General features: G+C 57.3%; 14 protein-coding genes. 4 read left to right on the top strand and 10 right to left on the bottom strand.

Translation table 11 applies throughout. The annotated features are described in order from the left end of the window. Nucleotides 1–83: 83 nt before the first annotated feature. Nucleotides 84–1121 carry an LLM class flavin-dependent oxidoreductase gene (locus AO242_RS24640; RefSeq protein ID WP_099270757.1) on the top strand — a complete coding sequence of 346 codons (1038 nt, stop codon included), beginning with the start codon at nt 84–86 and terminating at the stop codon, nt 1119–1121. A gap of 1171 nt (nt 1122–2292) precedes the next feature. On the opposite strand, the gene AO242_RS24635 is transcribed toward AO242_RS24640, so the two are convergent. After that, nucleotides 2293–2973 (bottom strand): COG3650 family protein, encoded by a 681-nt coding sequence (locus AO242_RS24635; RefSeq protein ID WP_027900844.1) that lies wholly within the window; start codon nt 2971–2973, stop codon nt 2293–2295. A 61-nt stretch (nt 2974–3034) separates the two neighbouring features. Next, on the bottom strand, nt 3035–3634 hold the full coding sequence (locus AO242_RS24630; RefSeq protein WP_027900845.1) for a short chain dehydrogenase: 600 nt from the start codon (nt 3632–3634) through the stop codon (nt 3035–3037). A 113-nt stretch (nt 3635–3747) separates the two neighbouring features. On the opposite strand from AO242_RS24630, the gene AO242_RS24625 reads away from it, so the two are divergent. Continuing rightward, nucleotides 3748–4671: a LysR family transcriptional regulator gene (locus tag AO242_RS24625; protein ID WP_099270756.1), complete on the top strand. Its 924-nt coding sequence runs from the start codon at nt 3748–3750 to the stop codon at nt 4669–4671. A 214-nt stretch (nt 4672–4885) separates the two neighbouring features. Here AO242_RS24625 and AO242_RS24620 read toward each other — a convergent pair whose 3' ends face one another. The 5 genes from AO242_RS24620 to AO242_RS24600 all read right to left on the bottom strand — a co-directional run bounded on the left by AO242_RS24620 (nt 4886) and on the right by AO242_RS24600 (nt 9877). Beyond that, nucleotides 4886–5587 (bottom strand): ABC transporter ATP-binding protein, encoded by a 702-nt coding sequence (locus AO242_RS24620; RefSeq protein ID WP_027900847.1) that lies wholly within the window; start codon nt 5585–5587, stop codon nt 4886–4888. After that, nucleotides 5588–6355, bottom strand: coding sequence for a high-affinity branched-chain amino acid ABC transporter ATP-binding protein LivG (gene livG / locus AO242_RS24615; RefSeq protein ID WP_099270755.1), 768 nt, complete (start codon nt 6353–6355; stop codon nt 5588–5590). After that, on the bottom strand, nt 6352–7608 hold the full coding sequence (locus AO242_RS24610; protein WP_099270754.1) for a high-affinity branched-chain amino acid ABC transporter permease LivM: 1257 nt from the start codon (nt 7606–7608) through the stop codon (nt 6352–6354). Before AO242_RS24610 ends, livG begins: the two co-directional genes overlap by 4 nt. Then, the gene (livH, locus tag AO242_RS24605) at nt 7605–8534 is read right to left on the bottom strand and encodes a high-affinity branched-chain amino acid ABC transporter permease LivH (RefSeq protein ID WP_099270753.1); all 930 of its coding nucleotides are present in this window, start codon (nt 8532–8534) and stop codon (nt 7605–7607) included. Before livH ends, AO242_RS24610 begins: the two co-directional genes overlap by 4 nt. A gap of 215 nt (nt 8535–8749) precedes the next feature. After that, nucleotides 8750–9877 (bottom strand): branched-chain amino acid ABC transporter substrate-binding protein, encoded by a 1128-nt coding sequence (locus tag AO242_RS24600; RefSeq protein WP_099270752.1) that lies wholly within the window; start codon nt 9875–9877, stop codon nt 8750–8752. Between the two features lie 326 nt (nt 9878–10203). Here AO242_RS24600 and AO242_RS24595 point away from each other — a divergent pair, with 326 nt between their 5' ends. Continuing rightward, nucleotides 10204–10509: a DUF2288 domain-containing protein gene (locus tag AO242_RS24595; RefSeq protein WP_027898121.1), complete on the top strand. Its 306-nt coding sequence runs from the start codon at nt 10204–10206 to the stop codon at nt 10507–10509. Nucleotides 10510–10796: 287 nt separating this feature from the next. On the opposite strand, the gene AO242_RS24590 is transcribed toward AO242_RS24595, so the two are convergent. After that, complete coding sequence (locus AO242_RS24590; RefSeq protein WP_373562258.1) at nt 10797–12866, bottom strand: hypothetical protein; 2070 nt, start codon at nt 12864–12866, stop codon at nt 10797–10799. Nucleotides 12867–13235: 369 nt separating this feature from the next. Further along, nucleotides 13236–15470: a bifunctional diguanylate cyclase/phosphodiesterase gene (locus AO242_RS24585; protein ID WP_099270750.1), complete on the bottom strand. Its 2235-nt coding sequence runs from the start codon at nt 15468–15470 to the stop codon at nt 13236–13238. Nucleotides 15471–15753: 283 nt separating this feature from the next. Here AO242_RS24585 and AO242_RS24580 point away from each other — a divergent pair, with 283 nt between their 5' ends. Continuing rightward, on the top strand, nt 15754–17148 hold the full coding sequence (locus AO242_RS24580) for a spinster family MFS transporter (protein WP_099270749.1): 1395 nt from the start codon (nt 15754–15756) through the stop codon (nt 17146–17148). Nucleotides 17149–18177: 1029 nt separating this feature from the next. Here the strand turns inward: AO242_RS24580 and rapA are convergent. Then, complete coding sequence (gene rapA, locus AO242_RS24575) at nt 18178–21024, bottom strand: RNA polymerase-associated protein RapA (RefSeq protein WP_027900996.1); 2847 nt, start codon at nt 21022–21024, stop codon at nt 18178–18180. Nucleotides 21025–21182: the final 158 nt, after the last annotated feature.

Below are 21182 nucleotides of genomic sequence, written 5' to 3'. Positions count from 1 at the left end.
ATGTCTGGCTGGCAGCGCCATCACTATCGAACTCGCCAGGTCGCAGACATGGGCCTGGAGCTGAACAATCCGAGGAACGCGTCATGAAGTTTTCATTATTCGTACACATGGAACGCTGGGATGAACAGGTCAGCCATCGTCAGTTGTTCGAGGACCTGACAGAGCTGACGCTGATGGCCGAAGCTGGCGGTTTCAGCACCGTCTGGATTGGCGAACACCACGCCATGGAATACACCATCTCTCCCAGCCCGATGCCATTGCTGGCCTACCTGGCTGGCAAAACCACGACGATTCACCTGGGCGCAGGCACCATCATTGCGCCGTTCTGGCATCCGCTGAGGGTGGCCGGTGAATGCGCGCTGCTCGACGTGATCAGCAATGGGCGCATGGAAGTCGGCCTTGCCCGTGGTGCCTATCAGGTGGAATTTGATCGCATGGCAGGTGGCATGCCTGCTTCGTCAGGCGGCCTGGCGCTGCGTGAGATGGTCCCTGTGGTGCGCGCCCTTTGGCAAGGCGACTACGCCCATGACGGTGAAATCTGGAAATTCCCCACCTCGACCAGCGTCCCGAAACCGATCAAGACACCACCGATGTGGATCGCCGCCCGCGACCCTGATTCCCACAACTTCGCGGTGGCCAACGGCTGCAACGTGATGGTCACGCCACTGATGAAAGGCGATGAGGAGGTCGTGGATCTCAAGAACAAGTTCGAAGCCGCACTGGCCAACAATCCGGACGTGCCACGCCCACAACTGATGGTGCTGCGTCACACCCACGTCCATGCGGAAGATGACCCCGACGGCTGGAAAGTCGGCGCTACGGCCATCTCGAAGTTCTACCGTACTTTTGACGCCTGGTTCGGCAACAAACAGACCCCGGTCAACGGCTTCCTCGCGCCAAGCCCGGAGGAAAAGTTCAAGGAACGTCCGGAGTTTGAACTGGACAACATCCGCAAGAACACCATGATCGGCACCCCTGAAGAAATCGTTACCCGCATCAAGCACTACCAGGAACTGGGCGTCGACGAATTCAGCTTCTGGTGCGACAACAGCCTGCCCCATGCCGAGAAGAAAAAGTCGCTGGAGTTGTTTATCAAGCAGGTGGTTCCAGCGTTCAAGTGAGTGTGTTGCTCCCCTTCCGGCAAACGGGTCTGGAGGGGGATTATGTAGCGGCCGGGTATGTGGGAGATTCTATGTTGGCCTGCAAACACAAATCCGTGGGAGCGAATTCATTCGCGAAGGGGCCGGTACATCCGCAACTGATGTATCGCTTGAAATGCCGCCTTCCCGAATGAAGTGGAGCGCCACCCCGGTCGGTCCCACAGGCTCATCATGAACCTGAAGCCGCACACAAATCCGCGGTGCTTGGTCTGGGCGGCATTCCGACGATAAGAACACCGCGGTTTTACTGCAGGCCGCGTCGCTCTTTCGCGGCATAGGTATCTACACAACTTTCATGCAGCAACCTTGTGTACATATCCATTATCTTAGTCACGGCTGATATTGGTTGCGCCCTTACGGCGCCTCACTTTTGATAGAGCCCAAAAGTAAGCAAAAGGCTCTTGCCCCAACACTCGGTCCCTCGCCTAGGCTCGGGATGCCCGCCCGCAGATCCTGAACCGTGGGCCGCCGCAACGGGCCATCCATGGCCCGGTGCGGCTAAACCGGCGTCCTTGCCGGTTTACCCACGCTTCAGAATCTGCGTTCGGCCAGCGTGGTTTAACGGGGCGCCTAAGATCAAAGTCAAAAGCGCGGCGGCCTGATAGCCGACCTGATTGTGTGGGTTTGCTGGGTTTCTGTAGGAGCTGCCGAAGGCTGCGAAGCGGTGTGTCAGATGATGTATTCGTTAGCTGTGCTGACGTCTCGCGAACAAGTTCGCTCCTACCGGTCCGAGGAGCTATCGCCGTTTTCGTTCTGTTTTTGATCTGCTTTTGATTTTGATCTTAGGCGCCCCGTTAAACCACGCCGGCCGGAATTCGATATTGCTGCGTGGGGCAAACCGGCAGGGATGCCGGTTTAGCCGCCTCAGGCCATGGATGGCCGGTGGCGGCGGCTCCACGCAGCAATGTCGGATTACGGGTATGCCGAGCGACAGCGAGGCACCAAGTGGTGGGGCAAGAGCGTTTTGGTTACTTTTGCGCTCTATCAAAAGTGACGCGCTGTAAAAGCGCAACCAATATCAGCCATAACGCAGCAATGGATATGTACACAAACATCCCTGCATGGAAAAGTTGTGCACATACCTATTCCGCGATACGGGAGCGGTAATCCTCGAGTATTAACTCAACCCAGATCAATCATCCCGCGACCCACCGTAATACCCGCAACCCCGGGCGGTCTCGCCGTTGATCCGCAACTCGGCAGTCAAATGCTGCACCGAGCCATCCACGCTATCAACGCAACGCTGTGGCGCAACCCAGAGCTCCATCTTGTTGCCGTTAGCCTCACTGCTCACGCTGAACCGCCCATCTGGCAGTTGCTCTTCCACATACGGCACGGCAATAGAGTCTTTGCCCTGACGCTCAATAACCATGCCTTTGCCACTGACGTTAACGTTCCAGGCCGGTTTGTTACCGTTGACGTGCAACGTCAGACGCTTGAAATTGGGGTCCTCACAGGCCTGACCTGCGCGTTCGACGCGGTACACCTGACGCAGGTCCAGCTGGCCATCGCTGTCGACCGCTTTACTGGCGACGAACACACCGCGCAGGTCGGCGAAGACCTTGCCGGAGCTGTCCGCCAGGGAAGTCGCTTCCTGCAGGATGCCAGTATTGCCGCCGTCCTTGACCACGTAACGACGCTGCTCATTACACGGCTGGAACATCAGCTTGCCGCTATCGCCGGTCAGATTGCCCTGCATGCGAATCCAGCCAGCCTTCGAGACGGGGTCTGAACCGGAGTGAGAGGCAAGCATCTGGCAGCCAGCGAACAGTGGCAACAGCGCGACGAGCAGAGCGGAACGAACAGCAAACATTGAGTGGTCTCCAGACATGTGCCGCCACGTTACTCAGCCTGCGGCCCCATCACAAGAGGCATTAACCAACGTGATACGTCTGACCGGTCTGCAGGCCCTCGACACTTTTTGCGTAAGCCAGCGCTACATCGGTTGCGGGCACCGGTTTGAAACCCCGGAAATAAGGCGCATAGCTGTCCATGGCTTCAACCAGAACATTAGGGCTGACCGAGTTGACCCGCATGCCGCGTGGCAACTCTATGGCCGCTGCCCGGACGAAAGCGTCGATGGCCCCATTGACCAGACTGGCCGAACTGCCCGAACGGATCGGATCGTGACTGAGTACACCGGTAGTGAACGTGAACGACGCGCCGTCGTTGGCGAACTCCCGACCGATCAGCAGCAGGTTGACCTGGCCCATCAATTTGTCCTGCAAGCCAAGGGCGAAGTCGCTTTCAGTCATTTCGGCCAGCGGCGCGAACTTCACATTGCCAGCGGCGCAGACCACAGCATCGAATCGGCCTATCCGTTCGAACAGTTTTCGGATTGAAGCGCTGTCACTAATATCCACCTGCTCTTCTCCACTGTTGCGGCCTGCGCGGACGATCTCGTGACGTTGGGCCAGTTCCTGGGCGATGGCCGAGCCAATGGTGCCACTTGCACCAATCAATAAAATTTTCATGCTGTCGCTCCGAAGATTCATTCATGGATGTCGAGGGACAGTGTAGGGTCGCTATTTGCCGTCGATAAGCGTGCTAATAGGCAACCTTTGGTTCTCATAGGGAAACAATAACAGTGAGCGAAATTGATGACCTGGCAGCCTTTGCGGTACTGATCGACGCAGGAAGTTTCACGGCTGCTGCGGCCCGTCTGGGTTGCAGCAAAGGTTACCTGTCCAAGCGGATCAGCCAGATGGAGCAGGCTTATGGCGTGATGCTGCTGCACCGAAGCACCCGCAGCCTCAGCCTCACTTCTGCTGGCGCAGCGTTGTTGCCGCAAGGGCAGCAGTTGTTGGCCAGCATGGAGCGGGCACGCAATATCGTTGAGCTGATGCGCGATGACATGGTGGGGCAGGTGCGTGTTACGGCCCCGGTGTCTTTGGGGGAAACGTTTTTTGAAGGCTTGCTCATGGAGTTTTCTGCGCAGTACCCGCAAGTTAAGGTCGAGCTGGAGCTCAATAACGCTTTTCGTGACCTGCGTCGCGATGGTTTTGATCTGGCTATCCGCTCCCATGTGGCCAGTGATGAACGCCTCGTCGCCAAGCCGTTGCTTGCCATGCAGGAGCTGACCTGTGCCAGCAGCGCTTATTTACAACTTCATGGACAGCCAAATAGCCCTCACGAGCTGATTGCCCATAGCTGTCTGCTGAACAGTCATTACAGCGGTCGCAACGAGTGGCTCTATCACCAGAACCATGAGCTCACCAGGGTTCAGGTCAACGGTACGTTCGCCAGTAATCATTACGGTTTATTGAAGAAGGCGGCACTGGTGGGTGCCGGGATCGCCCGATTGCCGTCGTACATGGTGCATGCCGAGATCAACGACGGTCGCTTGCACTGGCTGTTCCGCGATTATCAGACCAGTACTTCGCCGCTATTTCTGGTGCACCCGTATGAAGGTGAATTACCCAAGCGCATGCAGGTGTTGGCCGATTATCTGTTGAGCTGGTTTCAGCGCAGCAGTGCGGCGCTTGAGCGGTTGGGGGTGGGGGATACCTGAAGGGGGCTGCCGCCTGAATTAGCTCTTGACCTCGTAGGACCGGCTTTAGCCGGGAGAGCGGCATTTCTGGCGAAAGAAGTCTGGTGAATGTTCCGACGCCCTCCCGGCTAAAGCCGGTCCTACGGGATTGCGCCTCGCTCCCACAGGCTCTGAGCCATCCGGTAATTTCTCATAAAAAACGGCCCGAAGGCCGTTTTCTTATTGCAGCGAATCATCAACCACCCAAATAGGCATCACGCACTTTCGGGTCAACCAGCAGCTCTTCACCGGTGCCTTGCATCACCACACGACCGTTTTCCAGCACATAGGCCCGGTCGGCGATCTTCAAGGCCTGGTTGGCGTTTTGCTCAACCAGGAACACCGTCACGCCATCACGACGCAGTTGTTCGACGATCTCGAAAATCTGCTGAATGATGATCGGCGCCAAACCCAGTGACGGCTCGTCCAGCAACAGCAGCTTGGGCTTGCTCATCAGCGCACGGCCGATCGCGAGCATTTGCTGTTCGCCGCCGGACATGGTGCCGCCGCGTTGGTTGAAGCGTTCTTTCAGACGCGGGAACAGGTGCAGGACTTTGTCCATCTGCTCCTGATAGTCATCTTTTTCTGTGAAGAAGCCGCCCATGGCGAGGTTCTCCTCCACGGTCAGACGCGCAAACACGCGACGGCCTTCCGGGACCACGGCGATGCTTTTACGCATGATCACCGAGGATTCCAGACCGACCAGTTCTTCACCCATGTAACGGATGCTGCCGCTGTGGGCGCGGGGCGAACCGCACAAGGTCATCAGCAGCGTGGATTTACCCGCACCGTTGGCACCGATGAGCGTCACGATCTCGCCCTGGCGCACGTCTACATTGACGTCGTGCAAGGCCTGGATTTTGCCGTAGAAGGTGGAAACGTTTTCGAATTGCAGCATTTACGCTTCCCCCAGGTAGGCTTTGATCACTTCAGGATTGTCGCGAATCTGTGCCGGCGAACCGTCAGCCAGCGGTGTGCCCTGATTGATCACCACAATGTGGTCGGAAATGCTCATCACCAGCTTCATGTCGTGTTCGATCAACAGAACAGTCGCGTTGTGATCGTTACGCAGTACGCCGATCAAAGCCTTGAGGTCTTCGGTTTCCTTCGGGTTCAGACCTGCAGCAGGCTCGTCGAGCATCAGGATGCGCGGACGGGTCATCATGCATCGGGCGATTTCCAGACGGCGTTGCTGACCATAGGCGAGGGTGCCCGCCGTACGGTTGGCGAACTCCTTGAGGTTGACCGCTTCCAGCCAGTGAGCAGCATATTCCATGGCCTCCTGCTCACTGCGACGGAACGCCGGAGTGCGGAACAGGCCGGACAGGAAATTGGTATTCAGGTGACGGTGCTGTGCAACCAGCAGGTTTTCCAGTGCCGTCATTTCCTTGAACAGGCGCACGTTCTGGAAAGTCCGCACCACGCCTTTGCGGGCGATCTGATGACCGGCCAGACCTTGAATCGGCTCGCCGTCGAGCAGAATGGTGCCTGCGGTTGGCTTGTAGAAACCGGTCAGGCAGTTGAATACCGTGGTCTTGCCAGCGCCGTTAGGGCCGATCATCGACACGACTTGTTTCTCATTGACGGTCAGGCCTACGCCGTTGACCGCCAGCAGACCGCCAAAGCGCATGCTCAGGCCGCTGACTTCGAGGATTGGGCGGCTCATTTGCGCAGCTCCATGTGTGGACGTTGCATGGGCAGCAGACCTTGAGGACGCCAGATCATCATCAGCACCATCATGGCGCCGAACATCAACATGCGGTATTCGCTGAACTCACGCATCAGTTCAGGCAGCAGGATCATAACGATGGCCGCGAGGATGACGCCCAGTTGCGAGCCCATGCCACCCAATACGACGATGGCGAGAATGATCGCCGACTCGATGAAGGTGAACGACTCCGGCGTGATCAGCCCTTGGCGAGCGGCGAAGAAGCTGCCTGCGAAACCGGCAAATGCGGCGCCCAGGGTGAAGGCCGACAGCTTGATGATGGTTGGATTCAGGCCCAGAGCACGGCAGGCGATTTCGTCTTCACGCAACGCTTCCCAGGCACGCCCGATAGGCATGCGCAGCAGACGGTTGATCACGAACAGCGCAGCCAGTGCCAGTAACAAAGCAACCAGATACAGGAAGATTACTTTGTTGATCGAGTTGTACGGCAGCCCGAAATACTCGTGGAAGGTCTGCATACCTTCAGCCGCTTTACGCTCGAACGACAGGCCGAACAGGGTCGGTTTCTCGATGTTGCTGATGCCGTTCGGGCCGCCGGTGAGGTCGGTCATGTTGCGCAGCAGCAGGCGAATGATTTCGCCGAAGCCCAGGGTCACGATGGCCAGATAGTCGCCGCGCAGACGCAATACCGGGAAGCCCAGCAGGAAGCCGAACAGCGCTGCCATCATTCCCGCAATCGGCAGGCAGATCCAGAAACCCAGGCCGAAGTAGTGGGAGAGCAGGGCGTAGCTGTAAGCACCCACGGCATAGAAACCGACATAACCGAGATCCAGCAGGCCGGCCAGACCGACCACGATGTTCAGGCCCAGGCCGAGCATCACGTAGATCAGGATCAGCGTGGCGATATCCACCGCGCCTCGGGAGCCGAAGAACGGCCAGACCAGTGCGATGAGTACCAGGCCGAGAATGATCCAGCGCTGGGTCGAGGGCAGGCTCAGGAAGTTGCTGGCCTTGGCTGGCACCAGTGGCATGTTCGGTGAGGAGCGCCATGCCGCGGTGATCTGCTCATTGAACAGCACGCGCAAGAACATCGCGATGGCGCCCGCAATAATCACGCTGACGGTGGTGGTACTGGCACCAATGACGGCCAGTTTGACGCCGACGATTTCCAGCTTCAGGCCGAAAACCGGGTAGGCGACGGCCAGCACCAGCAAGGCGCTGAAAAACGCCGATTTGAGATTTTTGGTCATACTTTTTCAACCTCCGGACGGCCGAGCAGGCCGGTCGGCCGGAACAACAGCACCAATACGAGAAGACCGAACGCCACCACATCCTTGTATTGGTCGCCGAAGATATCGGCACCAAACGCTTCTGCCACGCCGAGCACCAGACCACCGAGCATCGCGCCCGGGATACTGCCGATACCGCCCAGTACCGCTGCGGTGAAGGCTTTGATGCCGACCAGGAAGCCTGCGTTGGGGTTGATCACGCCGTACTGCATGCTCAGCAATACGGCAGCGACCGCCGCCAGTGCTGCACCGATGACGAAGGTCAGAGCGATGATGTTGTTGGTGTTGATGCCCAACAGGTTGGCCATCTTGATGTCTTCCGCACAGGCGCGGCAGGCGCGACCCAGACGGGAGCGGGAGATGAACCAGGTCAGGCCGAGCATCGCGATCAGTGTCACGACGAAGATCAGCACCTGCATATAGGAAATCACGACTTCATGGGTGCTGGCCGAGCCAAACACGAAGTTGCCGGGAATCAGGTTGGGGATCGATTTATCTTTTGAGTCCTGAGACAGCAGAACCGAGTTCTGCAGAAAGATCGACATACCAATGGCAGAGATCAGCGGGATCAGACGGTTACTGCCACGTAGCGGTCGATAGGCCACGCGTTCGATGGAATAACCATAGGCGCTGGTGACGACGATACTCGCGACAAACGCTGCAGTGATAACCAGCGGCAGGCTGTCGATGCCCATCATGGTCAAACCGGCGATGGCGATGAACGCGACGTAGGAACCGATCATGTACACCTCGCCGTGGGCGAAGTTGATCATGCCGATGATGCCGTAGACCATCGTGTAACCGATGGCGATCAAGGCATAGGTGCTGCCAATGGTCAGACCATTAACCAGCTGTTGGAAGAAGTGATAGATATCTATCTCGGGCATTACAGCGTGCTCCTAAAAACCTGCTCTATGTTTCACTGGTGAAGTCTTGGCCGCTTGCACGTCGTGGTATGCGTCCACGTTGGATACAAGCCCAGTGAATCACTGGTGACGGTTTCAAGATGGTCAGCGACAGGTGGTCTTGTGGATCGCCTGCGCTCGTAAAACAAAGCCCACTGCGGTTGCAGTGGGCTCTGGGTTCAACTTATGGCGAATGCTTACTTCACAGGCGCTTCAGTTTTGGTGCCGTCTTTGTGCCAGGTGTAGACCACGAATTTGAAGTCTTTCAGGTCACCCTTGTCATCGAACGACAGGTCGCCGGTTGGCGTCTTGAAGGTGCCAGCGTGGATAGCTTTGGCCACTTTGTCAGTGTCTTCGCTTTTCGCAGCGGTGATGCCATCAGCGATGACCTGAACCGCCGCGTAAGCCGGGAACACGAACGGACCGCTTGGGTCTTCTTTCTTGGCTTTGAACGCTTCAACCAGAGCCTTGTTGGCCGGGTCCTGGTCGAACGAAGCAGGCAAGGTGACCAGCAGGCCTTCGGACGCATCCTGAGCAATCTGCGAGATCGACGCGTTACCCACGCCTTCCGGACCCATGAAACCGGCTTTCAGACCTTTTTCCTGAGCTTGACGCAGGATCAGGCCCAGTTCCGGGTGGTAGCCGCCGTAGTAAACGAAATCGACGTTGGCTTGTTTCATCTTCGCGATCAGCGACGAGAAGTCTTTGTCGCCAGCGTTGATGCCTTCGAACAGCGCGACTTTTACGCCGTCTTTTTCCAGCGTCTGCTTGACGGCAGTGGCGATGCCTTCACCGTACTGTTGCTTGTCGTGGATGACGGCGACGGTTTTAGGTTTGACCTGTTTGGCGATGTAGTTGCCAGCCGCCGGGCCTTGCGCGCTGTCCAGACCAATGGTGCGGAAGATCAGCTTGTAGCCACGTGCAGTGATTTCCGGGCTGGTTGCAGCCGGAGTCACCATGATGATGCCTTCGTCTTCGTAGATGTCCGAAGCCGGTTGGGTGGAGCTGGAGCACAGGTGGCCAACCACGAACTTGACGCCGTCGTTGACCACTTTGTTGGCTACCGCGACCGCTTGTTTAGGATCGCAAGCATCATCGTATTCAACGACTTCGAGTTTCTTGCCATCGACGCCGCCTTTGGCGTTGATCTGTTCAATGGCCATTTTTGCGCCGCTGAACTGCATGTCGCCATATTGGGCAACTGCGCCGGTCTTTGGACCTGCGATGCCGATCTTGATGGTGTCTGCTGCAAACGAATGGCTGGCAACCCCCGCCATAACCAATGCGGCAAACAGCCTGGAAAGCTTCTTGGTACCCTTAGTCATGATGCTCCACTCTTGTGTTTTAATTTTTATAATCCTGATGCCTAGGCAGCGGGACCGGATTTTAAACACCGATCAGCCCCCCGGCAAACTGTACCGGAACAGTTTAGAGCGCCGGTCAATGGCTTGAATAGCTAGCCGCAGGGGGCAAAAACGATCAATGTCGCTTAATCGTAAGAAAGATACAGAATCATGCGGTTCGACCTGTCCAATCGACCTCTAAACCCTTGGTTTTCCTGATCTTCCCTGCAATCAATTACTTGTATCTGGGTTTGTCTTGAGCGGACTCGGCGCTATCATTCGCGTCGATTTTCTTTTCGGTGAAACCCATGAGCGAAGAACCAAGCACCCTCTATGCCAAACTGCTCGGCGAAACGGCATCAATTACCTGGACCGAGCTTCAGCCGTTCTTTGCGCGAGGTGCCCTGTTGTGGGTCGAGCCGACGCTGGATTTGATCGAGGTGGCACAGGCGGTTGCGCAGAACGAAGCGGATAAAGTCAGTGCATGGCTTGCCAGTGGTGAAGTCGGCAAGGTGGCTGAAGCCAAGGCGCTAGAGCTTGTGGAGCGTGATCCGGTGCTCTGGGCCGTCGTGGTGGCTCCCTGGGTTCTGGTCCAGGACAGGGCGCCCGCTTAGTTAGCGATCTTTTTTGGTGCGAATCGCGGGTTCAAGTGGGAAGTCTGGTAACTGCGCCGGGGAGTTCGGGGTAGCGAAATATCTCAACAGGGTTGCCCGGATCCTGTGGGAGCACCCACAGGTTCAATTGAGCTCGTAGGACCGGCCATAGCCGGGAGGACGTCGGTACATGCGATACATTTACTTCGTCAGATATACTGCCCTCCCGGCTAAAGCCAGTCCTACGGGGTTTCAGGCAAACATAGAATCTCCCACAGAATCGTTGCTCGCCTAAAAAACACCGCGTCTTACTTAACCCCGTAATCCGTCTTGCCCGTATGCTGATTCAGTGAAATGACCCGGGTCTTGCCGATGCGGTGACGATAAATTTCGCGCAGGTATTTGACGGCCTTTTTCACGCTCTCGCGGGAGATGCGGATGTCATTGATCGAGACAAACCTGGATTTGTCTTCGATCAACTCACGGTACTTCTTCTCGTACATCGGCTTGATCGCGTACCAGTTGGTGTCGAGGATCTTGGCCGGGTTCTCGTATTCGTTCAGCAATTCATCAACGCGGTCTTCGTCAAATTCTTCGCTGACGATGAAGTCCAGAATCGCGTTGTCCAGTGTGTCGTCGAAACGGTACTGGTTTTTCGCGAAGCAGCGCTTGATGAACGCCACGATCAGGGTCAGGAAGTCATCCGAAAGGCACGGACTTTTCGCGATCAACGTCGTCAGCGACAAGTTGGCCGACGCGCCGATCACCAACGCATAACGTTTGAGCGTGGTGTTGGGGAACAGGCTGTTGAGGTGCGTCTTCAACCGGTTCAGGTCCATATAGGACAGCTTGTAGTCTTTGGGCAGGGAGACGATGGACACCACCGACGAGCAGTTCTTGAAGAAGTGCAGGTCGTGCAGTGCTGCGGCGTCATAGCCCGAAGTCTTGTACTGATCCAGTGCCGCACGATAACGCTTGGACTCGATCGGCAACAGGCTGATGCCTTCAATGGCCTGGGTCACTTTGTTGAAGTGCGGCAGGTCAATGGAGCGGAAGAACAAGTCATCGATGTTCAGGCGTGGCGGTTCTTTTTCGAACACCTTGAACTTGTCGGAACCTGGCGCCGGACTTTCCGGGACCACCGATTCGGCATAGGCAATCGCCACGGGGCCCGCCAGACTCATGAACAGGTCGTTGGCATCCAGACGAATCGTCTCGCCGATATCGATGCCTGCGCGTCGGAAGTAGTTCTGGTCGTAGTCAGTCGTCACCGCCTGAGCGGTAAGAATGTTGAAGATCTGCTGCGAGATGTACTGGTTGGCGTGGCGCTCCATGGCGTTCACGTCAATGTTCTCGATGTTGCCGTCGTCGCTGGCTTCGGCGTAACGCATGATGTCATTGGAGATCAGCATCATGGCGTTCCAGGGGCGAATACGGCCCATGACGCTGGCTTCGCTGCTGTCTTCGTTTTCGAAGTTGTATGAGAAGTCCCATTCTTCCGACAGGTATTTGCACAGCAGGCGGCCAGCGTTGATGTGCAAGGCTTCGGACATTTCGCTGCGGTGATCGGAAATGTTCGGGAGCACGCAAATGCCGCTGGTGAAGATCGGCTCGAACACAAAGGACCGGCCACGCTTGCTGTCGTTTTCGTCAGTCGGCCGGGTGTCGAACGTCTTGTTCATGTACGAGAACTGTTGCGCCAGACCGAACTCGGAGGCCATGCCTGAACCGGTACCGCCACCCGCACTGAAGATGTAGAAATACAGCCGCGATTGGTTGGCCTTGATGCCGCACGAGTCGATCAGGTACGAGTGAATCAGTTTCCAGTCAGCGCTGGAGAAGTGGTTGGTGTCCTTGTTCAGGATGATCTTGGCCAGATACTGACCGAGAATCGGGGCGTTGCCCGCACCACCGGCATGAACCTCTGAAAGGTCCATGATCTTCATTTTGCTGTAGTCGTTGATGAACCCGCTTTTCTCGCCCTTGCGCGAGAAACGGATGCGACCGGCAATGTCTTTGTCCAGGTCGCCGAGCATAACCAGTGGCTCGACCAGAAAAACTGGCTTGCTCGCTTTGTTTTGCACCAGTCGCAGGTTGTTGCGGATCCAGCGGACCGGGCTATAGCGCTTGTCTTCGCTCAGACGGTCTTCATTTTCGAACTGATTGAGATAGAACTTGCGTGCGTTGTAGACCAGTTCGGCAACATCCAGAGCAATGTTGGAACCGCAGCGCCCCAGACCGATCAGGCATACCGAGGGGAACTGCTGTTCGCTGCGCAGGACGTTGTCTTCGATATGGGCAGGTTGCGGGAAAACCGAATCGCGCAGACCATCAAGGTTATCCAGGATGCGATCTGTGTCGGTTTCCGTGAAATACATGTACTGCTGAGCGGGAACTGGCTTGGGCTGATAGTAGGTGCCCGGAAGGCCGGTGGCCTTTTCGGCAGCGAGTGCATTTAATGGTCCGTATATCGCACCAGCAGAATCATTCTTATTGGTCATCGTGCGCCATTAGCCTGGGGAGGGCGGCGATGCAGCAGCTGTCATCGCGCCGTCGCTGATAGAGAAATCACGACGTTGCAGTGCGGTTTTTTCAAGAACGATAGGGAAACCCCTATTCAAGAAAAGGGCACGCTCGGTCTGGTCCAGTAAATAGATCGGCGAGCGTGCGGGAACCTTTAGCTATTTCAGGCTCAAGAATTGAACCCGGTCAGTTTTTTGCTGTCCCGCCTTTCCCGTACCATTCAGTTAGCGCGCGGGTCCGTGACTCCACTTTTCCGGCATGGGGTTTTGCTGAACAGTCTTCGAGGCGTTCTGGCTAACGGTTTTACGTTGGTTAAGCTTCTGCACCAGCGGCAGGATTTGCTCAAGGGGCTGTGGCCGGCTCACCAGATAGCCCTGAATATAATCGCAGCCATACTTGCTGAGAAACTCCTTCTGCTGCGACGTTTCCACGCCCTCGGTCACGACCTTCAATCGCAGGGTATGGGCCATCACGATGATTGCCTGAACGATTTCCATGTCCTGAGCGGAGCCCGGAATATCGAGAATGAAAGAGCGATCAATCTTGACCGTATCCAGCGGCAGGCGCTTGAGGTAGGCCAGGGATGAGTAGCCCGTGCCGAAGTCATCAATGGACAGCGAGACACCCAGGCATCGGATTTGCTTGAGCAAGCCTATGGTGGTGCTGATATTGCCCATCAGTGCGTTCTCGGTGACCTCCAGCTCCAGACGCCGTGCAGGCACATTGGCTTGTCGCAAGGCGCGCTGAATGTCATCGATCAGCGTTTCCCGGGTCAGGTTAAGCGCGGAGCAATTGACCGCAATAATCAGATCGTCGAGACCATTGCCGGACAGTTGCCCAAGGTCCAGGCATGCGCGGCGCAGCACCCAGTTATCAAGATCGGCGATCAGGCCGTTGGTCTCGGCTATCTCGATAAAACGGTCCGGCGTCAGCAAGCCATGCTGCGGGTGCTCCCAGCGCACCAGTGCTTCGAGCTTGGACACCTGGCCGGTGCTGAGATCAACGATGGGCTGGTAATAGACCTGCAGGCCGTTTTCTTCAAGCAGCGCGTTGCGCAGTTCCTCCTCCAGTTGCAGCTCCAGACTGGCTTTGGTCTTGAGGTTGGGGCTGAAAAAGTGCGCCCGGTTGCGGCCGTTGCCTTTGGATTGATAGAGCGCCAGGTCGGCGTGCTTGAGCAGTTCGTCGCAAGTCTGGCCGTCCTGCGGGAAGATACTGATGCCGATGCTGGTGGTCATGACCATATGCCGCCCGGCCAGGGCGATCGGTTCTTTCATCTTTTGCATGACCCGATTGGCCAGTTGCTCGGCTTCTTCGTAGTTGTGCAGGCTGATCAGAATGCAGAACTCATCGCCGCCAAAGCGGGACACCACATCATCGCCACGTGTCGCACTGCGAATGCGCTCGGCGATCGCCTTGAGAAGATCATCGCCCGCATCATGCCCAAGGCTGTCGTTGATACGTTTGAAATGGTCGATGTCGAGGAACATCACCGCCATCATTCCGCCGCTGGCGTGATGGTCGGTCAGTTTCTCGGCAAAAGTCTGGTTGAAACCACGGCGGTTGAGCAGGTTGGTCAGTGCGTCGTAATGCGCCACCTGCTGCAGCGACATGCGTGCCTGATCCAGTTGGCTGAGCAATGCGTTCACGCGGCGCAGGTCGTGTTCCTTGCTTTGCAGTTTCTTGTCAGCCATCGACGCGCTGAGGCTGCCCGCGATAATCAGCAGGGCGATGATCGCGATAGTCAGGCCCAGTTGCATGGCGTTTTCGGGAGCTGCCGATTCGAGTGGAATATTTTCGGGAAGCACCAGATTCAGCGACCACATGCCGATCATATGGGTACCCAGCAAGCCCGCCCCGAGCAACATGCTGGCACCGTATTTGAGCATCTGGTGGAACATGCCGCTGCCCTGACGCAGATAGCTGGGCATTAGCAGAAACACTGCGCCACACAGAATGGACATCAGAATCGAAAGCCCGAACGGACCGGGCTGATAGTACTGAACGGCGGGTGAGCGCAACGCCGACATGCCGACGTAATGCATGATGACCACGCCAAGGCCAATACCAATGGCGCTGAGCAGCCATTGGCCGGGTCCGATGACTTCGTGGCTGATGGCTTTGATCGCGAACGCGCCAGCAATGGCTGCAATAAACAGCGAAGCAATGGTTGTAGGAAGGTCGTAGCTGACCTTCATCGGGGTTTCGAACGCGAGCATGCCAATGAAGTGCATGGCCCATGCGCCGCCCGCCAGGCACAGCGCGCCGAGCACTTGCCAGCGTTGCCGACTCTGCTGGTTTTCCGAATGAATGATGCGTTCGCCGATATCCAGCGTCGCCAGGCATGCAGCTGAAATGACGCCGAAGGACAGCGCCATGAGAAAAAGGTTATGCGTACAGTCCAGTAGCAGCATCCCGTCGTGGGATTGACCGGACATCAAGTGCAAACCAAGCCATTCCATAGCGGGCCCCATGTATTCAATGCCAGGGTCGCCAAATCCATGAATGGTGGCGAGTCGATGTCAGTATAGGAGTTGCGCTAAGTGTGCCAACTGGAAAGGGCTGAGGGGTTCAATCAATTTGGAATTAACGTAATAGCGATTGGTTATAAGACGCCGCCTGTGCCTCAATGCCAGGTCATCTCTTTCACGAATGTTTACAGACAGGTATTCGAAGGCGTCCTAGATTGACTAGCGACGTCCAGCTTCACGCGCTTTGTAATAACAATAAAAAAGGAGCTCCACCATGCAAGGCACTCCGCAGCCTTTGTCTCCGCAGGCGTCCAATGCCTGGCGTGTTCTGTTTTTGCTGTTTCTGGCCAACCTGTTCAATTTTTTCGACCGTACCATTCCTGCAATCATCATTGAGCCGATTCGCAAGGAGTGGCACTTGAGTGATTTCCAGCTGGGAATCATCGGCACCGCGTTCACACTGGTCTACGCCATTGCGGGCCTGCCGCTGGGGCGTATGGCCGACAACGGCTCGCGCAGGAAAATCATGGGCTGGGGCTTGGCGGTGTGGAGCGGGCTGACGGCGGTCAACGGCCTGGCAGGCAGTTTCTGGACTTTTCTATTGGTGCGAATGGGCGTCGGTATTGGCGAGGCCAGCTATGCACCGGCGGCCAACTCGCTGATCGGTGATCTGTTCCCCGCTCATCGACGCGCCCGGGCCATGGGTATTTTCATGCTGGGGCTGCCATTAGGGTTGCTGCTGGCGTTCTTCACCATCGGTGCGATGGTTACAGCCTTCGATAGCTGGCGGGCCCCGTTTTTCATTGCGGCCGTGCCGGGGTTGGTGCTGGCGGTGTTCATGTTTTTCATTCGTGAACCCAAGCGGGGTGCTGCGGAAAGTGTGCGTATGTCCGAGGAGAAAATCGAAAAGCCGATTCGTCGCGTGCTCTCGGTGCCGACCTTTGGCTGGCTGGTGCTGGCCGGGCTGACGTTCAACTTTGCGACTTACGCGTGTAACTCGTTCATGGTGCCGATGCTGCAACGTTACTTTCTGTTGCCCTTGCACGACGCTGCGGTGGCGACCGGGATGATTGTCGGTGTGACGGGGTTGATCGGGTTGACGCTGGGCGGTTGGGTTGCTGACAAATTGCATCAACGTTTCGCCAACGGCCGGCTGTTGTTCGCGGCGGGCAGCATGTTGATTGCGACGCTGGCGACCGGCTATGCGTTGCATGCGGGCCGCATTGAAATCGGTGTGTTCGTGGGCGTTTTCAGCCTGGGCTGGCTGTTTGCATACAACTTCTATACCTGCGTCTACACCGCGATTCAGGATGTGGTCGAGCCCAGGTTGCGGGCGACGGCGATGGCGTTGTTTTTCGCGGGGCTGTATTTGCTGGGCGGCGGGCTGGGCCCGGTGGTGGTCGGTTTGCTGTCAGACCACTTCGCCCATTCGGCCATGGCTGCAGCGGGCGCTGAGCAGATGAGCGAGGTTTACAAGGCGGTTGGTCTGCACGACGCGATGTATCTCATCCCGGTGGCGCTGTTCATGACGCTGGTGTTTTTGTACCTGGCGTCGCGTTGTTTCAGTCGGGATGCAGCGAGGATGAAGGCGGGGATGGTGGCGGATGAGCCGGGCGAGAATGAATGCGATGAGGCTTCTGTTGGAGCGAGGCTTGCCCGCGAAGAATGAATACGCGGTTTATCTGAATCACCTCATTGACGGCTTCGTCGGAATGCCGCCCAGATCAAGCCTCGCTCCAACAGAGTATGCGATCTTCTGTGGGAGTCGCCCCGGTGTCCCTGACACCACGCTGTCGCGCAGCAAACACGGACCCTGTAGGAGTGAGCTTGCTCGCGATTCGGCCTGTCAGTCGATGAATATACTGCCTGTACTGGAGCTATCGCGAGCAATGTGGATCGCCACCCCGGTCACTCCTTCAGTAACAAGCATTCCAAATCAGATAGTTATATTTTGTTTGATAGGAGCAGGGCTTGCCCGCGATAAGGCCAGCGTAGTAGGCAGATATACCGCGTTATCGTTTATCGCGAGCAAGCTCGGCTCCCACAGGACCGGTGGTGATCGTGGGGGCTGAGCTTGCTCGCGAAGAGCGAATAAGTGGATTGCATTGACGGCTTCGCGGCAAACCTCGCTCCAACAGAGTATGCGATCTTCTGTGGGAGCAGGGCTTGCCCGCGATAAGGCCAGCGCAGTAGGCAGATACACCGCGTTATCGTTTATCGCGAGCAAGCTCGGCTCCCACAGGACCGGTGGTGATCGTGGGGGCTGAGCTTGTTCGCGAAGAGCGAATAAGTGGATTGCATTGACGGCTTCGCGGCAAACCTCGCTCCAACAGGGTATGCGATCTTCTGTGGGAGCCGGGCTTGCCCGCGATAAGGCCAGCGCAGTAGGCAGATACACCGCGTTATCGTTTATCGCGAGCAAGCTCGGCTCCCACAGGACCGGTGGTGATCGTGGGGGCTGAGCTTGTTCGCGAAGAGCGAATAAGTGGATTGCATTGACGGCTTCGCGGCAAACCTCGCTCCAACAGGGTATGCGATCTTCTGTGGGAGCCGGGCTTGCCCGCGATAAGGCCAGCGCAGTAGGCAGATACACCGCGTTATCGTTTATCGCGAGCAAGCTCGGCTCCCACAGGACCGGTGATGATCTTAGGAGCTGAGCTTGCTCGCGATTGGGTCGCTGTGATCTATCGCCAGGCCATTACCCAGCCACCAACACCCGAATCGCTTCAAGGCGCAACGCTGCCTTGTCCAGCATGGCCAGTCCTTGCTCGCGCTGTTCGCGCAACGCAACCAGTTCGCTGTCGCGCACGGTTGGGTTAACGGCTTGCAGCGCGGTCAGACGGGCCAGTTCTTCGTCGGTGTCCGCTGCCAGACGACGTTGGGCTTCAGCAACGCGTTCGGCATGTTTCGGGGCGATCTTCGCTTCACCGGCGTTTATCTGCGGGTTCAGCGTGTCGCGCTGAGCCTGAATGAATTTGTTGGCGCTGGCACGTGGCACGCTTTCCAACTGGTCATTCAACGTGGTGAAGGACACGCGACCCGACAGGTCGTTGCCGTTGCCATCGAGCAGGCAGCGCAGGGCGGCCGGTGGCAGGTAGCGACCCAGTTGCAGCGAGCGCGGTGCAACCACTTCACTCACATATAGCAACTCCAGCAAGACAGTGCCGGGCTTGAGCGCCTTGTTCTTGATCAGCGCCACGGCGGTGTTGCCCATCGAGCCGGACAGCACCAGGTCCATGCCGCCTTGCACCATCGGGTGTTCCCAGGTGATGAACTGCATGTCTTCACGAGACAGCGCCTGGTTGCGGTCATAAGTGATGGTCACGCCTTCGTCATCGCCGAGCGGGAAGCTGGCGTCGAGCATCTTCTCGCTGGGGCGCAGGATCAGGGCGTTTTCCGAATGGTCTTCGCTGTCGATGCCGAACGCATTGAACAGGGTTTCCATGTAGATCGGCAGAGTGAACTGATCGTCCTGCTCCAGAATAGCTTCGACCAGCGCTTCACCTTCGCCCGCGCCGCCGGAATTGAGTTCCAGCAGACGGTCGCGGCCGGTATGCAGTTCGCTTTCCAGTCGCTCGCGCTCGGTGCGTGCTTCGTCAATCAGCGCTTGCCACTCATCGTCGTCACCGCTCTCCAGCAACGGCAGCAGACGTGGGCCGAACTGGTGTTGCAGGGCATTGCCGGTCGGACAGGTATTAAGGAAGGCGTTCAGCGCTTCGTGATACCACTGGAACAGACGCGCTTGCGGGCTGGTTTCCAGGAACGGCACGTGCAGTTCAATGGTGTGTTTCTGGCCGATCCGGTCCAGACGACCGATACGCTGTTCCAGCAGGTCCGGATGTGCAGGCAGATCGAACAGCACCAGATGGTGAGCGAACTGGAAGTTGCGACCTTCACTGCCGATTTCCGAACAGATCAGTACTTGAGCACCGAACTCTTCGTCAGCGAAGTACGCAGCAGCTCGGTCGCGTTCGAGGATGTTCATGCCTTCGTGGAAAACCGTGGCCGGAATGCCGGATCGCACGCGCAGGGCGTCTTCCAGATCCATAGCGGTCTCGGCGTGAGCACATATCACCAGTACCTTGACGCGCTTGAGCATTTTCAGGGTATCGATCAGCCAGTCGACACGCGGGTCGAACTTCCACCAGCGTTCTTCTTCGCTGGCGTCCGGCTGTGCCTGGAAGCTGACTTCAGGATACAGGTCTGCGTGTTCGCCAAGCGGCAGTTCCAGGTATTCAGCCGGGCAGGGCAGTGGATACTGGTGCAGGTTGCGTTCCGGGAAACCTTGCACTGCGGCACGGGTATTACGGAACAGCACCCGGCCAGTGCCGTGGCGGTCAAGCAATTCGCGGATCAGGCGCGCACTGGCTTCTTCGTCGCCGTCATTGACGGCCGCCAGCAGGGTTTCGCCTTCAGCACCCAGGAAACCATGGATGGTCTTGTGCGCTTCAGGTGAGAGGCGGCCCTTGTCGAGCAGTTGCTGCACGGCTTCAGCGACCGGGCGATAGTTTTCGCTCTCGGCGCGGAACGCATGCAGATCATGGAAACGGTTTGGATCAAGCAGGCGCAGACGCGCGAAGTGGCTGTCCTGGCCCAGTTGTTCCGGAGTGGCGGTCAGCAGCAGTACGCCCGGGATGACTTCAGCGAGTTGCTCGACCAGCGAGTATTCAGGGCTCGCCTTGTCTTCATGCCAGACCAGATGGTGAGCTTCGTCGACGACCAGCAGGTCCCAGCCCGCAGCAAACAGTGCGTCCTGAGCTTTCTCGTCTTCGACCAGCCATTCCAGCGCAACCAGCGCCAGTTGAGTGTCTTCGAACGGGTTGCTGGCATCGCTTTCGATGAAGCGTTCGGCATCGAACAGGGCGACCTGCAGGTTGAAACGGCGGCGCATTTCCACCAGCCATTGGTGCTGAAGGTTTTCCGGCACCAGAATCAGAATGCGGTTGGCGCGGCCCGAAAGCAGCTGGCGATGGATAACAAGGCCGGCTTCGATGGTTTTACCCAGACCCACTTCGTCCGCCAGCAGAACCCGCGGCGCAATACGATCAGCCACTTCACGGGCGATGTGCAACTGGTGCGCGATGGGTTGCGCACGCACGCCACCCAGGCCCCAGAGAGAGGACTGCAATTGGCGGCTGGTGTGTTCCAGGGTGTGGTAGCGCAGAGAGAACCAGGCCAGCGGGTCGATTTGCCCGGCAAACAGGCGGTCGGTCGCCAGACGGAACTGGATGAAGTTCGACAGCTGGGTTTCCGGCAGGGTGACGGCTTCGTTTTGCGCGTTCAGGCCGTGGTAGACCAGCAGGCCATCAACGTCATCGACTTCACGGACGGTCATCTTCCAGTTTTCGAAGTGAGTGATCACATCGCCTGGAGAGAAGCGCACGCGCGTCAAAGGTGCATTTCGCAGTGCGTACTGACGTGTGTCGCCAGTGGCCGGGTAGAGCACGGTCAACAAGCGGCCGTCCTGTGCCAGAACGGTGCCCAAACCCAGCTCGGCTTCGCTGTCGCTAATCCAGCGTTGCCCCGGTTGATACTGCTGCGCCATGCTGCCTGTCTCCCGCTTTGAAAAAGCCGACTATGTTAACGGAACACGCTGCCCAGGCCAAAGGTACAGTGACAAAACACCTGTATTTAAACGCCCTTGCAACAATTTAAGCCTGTTAAAGGCACTAGTTACCAAAAACAGAGTCGAAAGTTTCTCAT

Origin of the sequence: Pseudomonas sp. ICMP 561 (assembly GCF_002699985.1) — a bacterium.
GTDB classification, from domain to species: Bacteria; Pseudomonadota; Gammaproteobacteria; order Pseudomonadales; family Pseudomonadaceae; genus Aquipseudomonas; species Aquipseudomonas quasicaspiana.
Note: the sequence above shows the minus strand (reverse complement) of the source record. Positions and strands in the feature narration are given on the sequence as shown.

What these genes read in the sequence shown, in the direction of transcription:
- AO242_RS24595 (WP_027898121.1), top strand. Translation starts at nt 10,204, where the DNA reads ATGAGCGAAGAACCAAGCACCCTCTATGCCAAACTGCTCGGCGAAACG.
- AO242_RS24600 (WP_099270752.1), bottom strand. Translation starts at nt 9,877, where the DNA reads ATGACTAAGGGTACCAAGAAGCTTTCCAGGCTGTTTGCCGCATTGGTT.
- AO242_RS24635 (WP_027900844.1), bottom strand. Translation starts at nt 2,973, where the DNA reads ATGTTTGCTGTTCGTTCCGCTCTGCTCGTCGCGCTGTTGCCACTGTTC.
- AO242_RS24610 (WP_099270754.1), bottom strand. Translation starts at nt 7,608, where the DNA reads ATGACCAAAAATCTCAAATCGGCGTTTTTCAGCGCCTTGCTGGTGCTG.
- AO242_RS24640 (WP_099270757.1), top strand. Translation starts at nt 84, where the DNA reads ATGAAGTTTTCATTATTCGTACACATGGAACGCTGGGATGAACAGGTC.
- livG (WP_099270755.1), bottom strand. Translation starts at nt 6,355, where the DNA reads ATGAGCCGCCCAATCCTCGAAGTCAGCGGCCTGAGCATGCGCTTTGGC.
- AO242_RS24590 (WP_373562258.1), bottom strand. Translation starts at nt 12,866, where the DNA reads ATGTATTTCACGGAAACCGACACAGATCGCATCCTGGATAACCTTGAT.
- AO242_RS24585 (WP_099270750.1), bottom strand. Translation starts at nt 15,470, where the DNA reads ATGGAATGGCTTGGTTTGCACTTGATGTCCGGTCAATCCCACGACGGG.
- AO242_RS24580 (WP_099270749.1), top strand. Translation starts at nt 15,754, where the DNA reads ATGCAAGGCACTCCGCAGCCTTTGTCTCCGCAGGCGTCCAATGCCTGG.
- livH (WP_099270753.1), bottom strand. Translation starts at nt 8,534, where the DNA reads ATGCCCGAGATAGATATCTATCACTTCTTCCAACAGCTGGTTAATGGT.
- AO242_RS24630 (WP_027900845.1), bottom strand. Translation starts at nt 3,634, where the DNA reads ATGAAAATTTTATTGATTGGTGCAAGTGGCACCATTGGCTCGGCCATC.
- AO242_RS24620 (WP_027900847.1), bottom strand. Translation starts at nt 5,587, where the DNA reads ATGCTGCAATTCGAAAACGTTTCCACCTTCTACGGCAAAATCCAGGCC.
- rapA (WP_027900996.1), bottom strand. Translation starts at nt 21,024, where the DNA reads ATGGCGCAGCAGTATCAACCGGGGCAACGCTGGATTAGCGACAGCGAA.